This window comes from Candidatus Halocynthiibacter alkanivorans, from assembly GCF_003333265.1.
Taxonomy (GTDB): Bacteria; Pseudomonadota; Alphaproteobacteria; order Rhodobacterales; family Rhodobacteraceae; genus Halocyntiibacter_A; species Halocyntiibacter_A alkanivorans.
This window is the reverse complement of sequence record NZ_QOLB01000107.1, coordinates 1-3,946: the sequence shown is the minus strand read 5'-3', so window position 1 is coordinate 3,946 and position 3,946 is coordinate 1. Positions and strand designations below refer to the sequence as shown.

Below are 3,946 nucleotides of genomic sequence, written 5' to 3'. Positions count from 1 at the left end.
TCAGATGGGTATAAGGGACCGCGCCTGGGCTGCTGCGGCAAAACGCCCAATAATTGCGCCAGGCTGCGGCAGTGGCTAACATTCAGCCGTGGATCGCGGGCCAGGCCTTGCTCTTTGGCGAGGATTCCCATAGGAAAACCCGGATTTACGACAGTCGAGGGAGACGTGCGCGCAATGCCAGTACTCGTGATGAAATTCGGTGGCACTTCGGTGGCCACCCTTGATCGCATCAAACGCGCCGCCAAACGGGTCGGCCGCGAAGTGGCCAATGGGTTTGACGTCATCGTCATCGTCTCGGCCATGTCGGGCAAGACCAACGAGCTTGTCGGCTGGGTCGACGAGACCTCACCGCTCTATGATGCGCGCGAATATGATGCCATCGTCAGCTCCGGTGAAAATATCACCGCCGGGCTGATGGCGCTGACGCTGCAGGAAATGGACATCCCCGCCCGCAGCTGGCAGGGCTGGCAAGTGCCGCTGAAGACCACTTCGGCCCATTCGGCGGCGCGGATCGAAGAGATCCCCACCGACAATCTGAACGCCAAATTTGGCGAAGGCATGCGGGTGGCCGTGGTTGCCGGTTTCCAGGGCGTCAGCCCTGAGGGCCGCATCACCACCCTGGGCCGCGGTGGCTCCGACACCACCGCCGTCGCTTTTGCTGCCGCTTTTGAGGCCGAGCGCTGTGATATTTATACCGACGTGGACGGCATTTATACCACCGACCCGCGGATCTCCGACAAGGCGCGCAAACTCGACCGCATCGCCTTTGAAGAGATGCTGGAGCTGGCCTCGCTGGGCGCAAAAGTGTTGCAGACCCGGTCGGTGGAACTGGCGATGCGTTACAAAGTGAAGCTGCGGGTTCTCTCCAGCTTTGAAGAATATGACCCCAATGCAGGCACCCTGGTCTGTGACGAGGAGGATATCGTGGAAAGCAATGTTGTTAACGGCGTCGCCTACAGCCGCGACGAAGCAAAAATGACCCTGATTTCGGTGGCGGACCGTCCCGGCATTGCGGCGGCGATTTTTGGCCCGCTGGCCGAAGGCGGCGTCAATGTCGATATGATCGTGCAGAATATCTCGGAAGACGGCCGCACCGACATGACTTTCTCCTGTCCGATTGACCAGGTGGCGCGCGCCGAAGCGGTGATGAACTCCAGCAAGACGGACGGCGAGCTGAACTTCCAGGAAATTATTTCCGACACTGATGTCGCCAAGGTTTCGGTGGTGGGCATTGGCATGCGCAGCCAGTCCGGTGTCGCCGCCAAAATGTTTGAAGTGCTGTCGCGCGAGGGCATCAATCTGAAGGTGATCGCAACTTCAGAGATAAAAATTTCCGTGCTGATCGACCGGAAATATATAGAACTTGCGGTCCAGGCCCTGCATGATGCTTTCGAGCTGGAGAAACACGGCTGATTCAGTCTCCAGGGGGGAATCATGTCTGAGAGCACAGAAACGGCAAGCCGCAAACTGCTTGGCCGCCTGCGGGATACGCTGGCGGAAGACAGTGCGGGTCAGGAACGACTGGACCACATCACGCATCTGATCGCGGATTCGATGCGCACCGAGGTCTGTTCCATCTACCTGTTCCGCGACGCGGAAACACTGGAGCTCTGCGCCACCGAAGGTCTGAACCCGGACGCGGTGCACCAGACCCGCATGCGCATTGGCGAAGGTCTGGTCGGTCGGGTGGCGCGCAGCCGCAACCCGATCAATACGCCCAACGCACCGCAGGAACGCGGTTTTCGGTATATGCCGGAGACTGGCGAAGAAATATTCTCCTCCTTTCTCGGCGTGCCGGTTCAGCGGCTGGGCGAAGCGCTTGGCGTTTTGGTGGTGCAGTCCAGAGACGGGCGCATCTTTACCGGCGATGAAGTTTACGGTCTCGAAGTGGTGGCGATGGTGCTGGCCGAGATGACCGAGCTGGGCGCGTTTCTGGGCGAAGGCGAAGCGCTGTCCGCCCGTCACACCCATCCGCGGGTGTTTAAGGGCGGCACCGGTCAGGAAGGCGTCGCAGAAGGCCATATCTACCTGCATGAACCCCGGGTGGTGGTGACCAACCCGGTGGCCGATGATCCGGTGCGCGAACTGGAACGGCTGCAGGAGGCGGTAAATACGCTACGGATCTCAGTGGATGAGATGCTGACCCGGGCGGAGAACGGCGACAAGGAACAGCGCGAAGTGCTGGAAGCCTACCGCATGTTCGCCAATTCCCGCAGCTGGATGAAGCGGATGGAAGAGGATATTGCGCGCGGTCTGTCCGCCGAAGCCTCTGTTGAAAAAGAACAATCCCTTGCCCGCAGCCGGCTGTCCCGCTCAGACGCCTATCTGCGCGAGCGGCTGCATGATCTGGATGATCTGTCCAACCGGCTGCTGCGCATCCTCACCGGGCAGGGCAGCGAGACCGGCGCTGAAATGCCCGAAGATCCGATCCTGGTGGCGCGCAATATCGGCCCGGGTGAGTTGCTGGAATATGGTCGTAAACTGCGTGGCATCATCCTTGAACAGGGCTCGGTCGGCAGCCATGCGGCGATTGTCGCGCGGGCGCTGGCGATCCCGCTGATCATCCATGCCGACGGCATCGTCAATGAGGCGCTGAACGGCGACCATGTGCTGGTGGACGGCGATCAGGGCGTGGTGCATCTGCGCCCCGGGGATTCTGTCGCCGCCGCGATCCGCGACAAGATCGCAATGCAGGCCGAGGCGCAGAAACGTTATATCGGGCTGCGCGACAAACCGGCGCAAAGCAGATGCGGCACCATCATTGAGCTGCAGATGAATGCGGGTCTGATGGCGGATCTGCCGTCGCTGCTGACCTCAGGTGCCGAAGGGGTGGGCCTGTTCCGCACCGAGCTGCAGTTCCTCATCCGCAACAAGATGCCACGCCGGGCCGAACTGGCGGCGCTTTATGCGCGGGTGATGGATGCGGCCGGCGACAAGCAGGTGGTGTTCCGCACGCTGGACATCGGCTCGGACAAGGTGCTGCCCTATATGAAACCCCAGGACGAACCCAACCCGGCAATGGGCTGGCGGGCGATCCGGGTCGGGCTCGATAAACCGGGCATTATGCGCATGCAGCTGCAGGCGCTGATCCGGGCCGCGGCCGGACGGCCTCTGACGGTGATGTTCCCCTTTGTGGCGCAGTTTGACGAATTCCGCGAGGCGCGCCGGCGCCTGCTGGCGGAGATTGAAAACGAGCGCAGGCTCGGGCATGTTTTGCCGGAAACGCTTGAGATTGGCGCCATGCTGGAAACGCCAAGTCTGGCCTTTGCGCCACAGCAGTTCTTTGACATGACCGATTTTGTCTCCATCGGCGGCAATGATCTGAAACAGTTCTTTTTCGCCGCCGACCGGGAAAACGAGCGGGTGCGCCGGCGCTATGATACGCTGAACGTCTCTTTCCTCAGTTTTCTGGCGCAGATTGTCGCGCGCTGTAATGTCTCGGGCACGTCGCTGTCTTTCTGTGGCGAAGACGCCGGTCGTCCGGTGGAAGCGGTGTGTTTTGCCGCCATGGGGCTGCGCAAAATGTCGATGCGCCCGGCCTCGATCGGGCCGGTCAAAAGTCTGATGCGCCGGGTGGACCTCGGGGCGCTGAAACAGGTGATTGATGAGGCCTCAAGCAATGGCGAACAGACGGTGCGCCCGGCGGTGATGAACTACCTGGTCAATCTGGACTGAGGCGGGACGCCTGGGCGCTGCGAGCGCAGTCCAAGGCGCCGCCTGAAATACAGGCGATTTTTATTGGAGCTGCAGGCGTCGGCAGTGAGCACGGTTGTGAATGCAGTAGTACTCGCGACCGGCGCGGGCCATATCTGCCGCATTTCTGCTGATCACAGTGGCGCCCGCGTTCCAGTTTGCCTTTCCATTAGCCTGTAGGAAGCCGGTGTCGGGCAGGCTGAATATCAGGAGCGCCGGCGCGTTCGGGGGGCAGTGTGTCTGGGGGCAGCGT

General features: G+C 61.2%; 2 protein-coding genes. Both read left to right on the top strand.

What is annotated here, in order from left to right; translation table 11 throughout:
- Window positions 1-174: 174 nt before the first annotated feature.
- Window positions 175-1,413, top strand: coding sequence for an aspartate kinase (locus tag DWA01_RS12925; protein ID WP_114286246.1), 1,239 nt, complete (start codon window positions 175-177; stop codon window positions 1,411-1,413).
- A gap of 21 nt (window positions 1,414-1,434) precedes the next feature.
- Entirely contained in the window at window positions 1,435-3,675 is a 2,241-nt protein-coding gene (gene ptsP / locus DWA01_RS12920; protein ID WP_114286245.1) for a phosphoenolpyruvate--protein phosphotransferase, read from the top strand.
- The last annotated feature ends 271 nt before the right edge of the window (window positions 3,676-3,946 follow it).

What these genes read in the sequence shown, in the direction of transcription:
- DWA01_RS12925 (WP_114286246.1), top strand. Translation starts at nt 175, where the DNA reads ATGCCAGTACTCGTGATGAAATTCGGTGGCACTTCGGTGGCCACCCTT.
- ptsP (WP_114286245.1), top strand. Translation starts at nt 1,435, where the DNA reads ATGTCTGAGAGCACAGAAACGGCAAGCCGCAAACTGCTTGGCCGCCTG.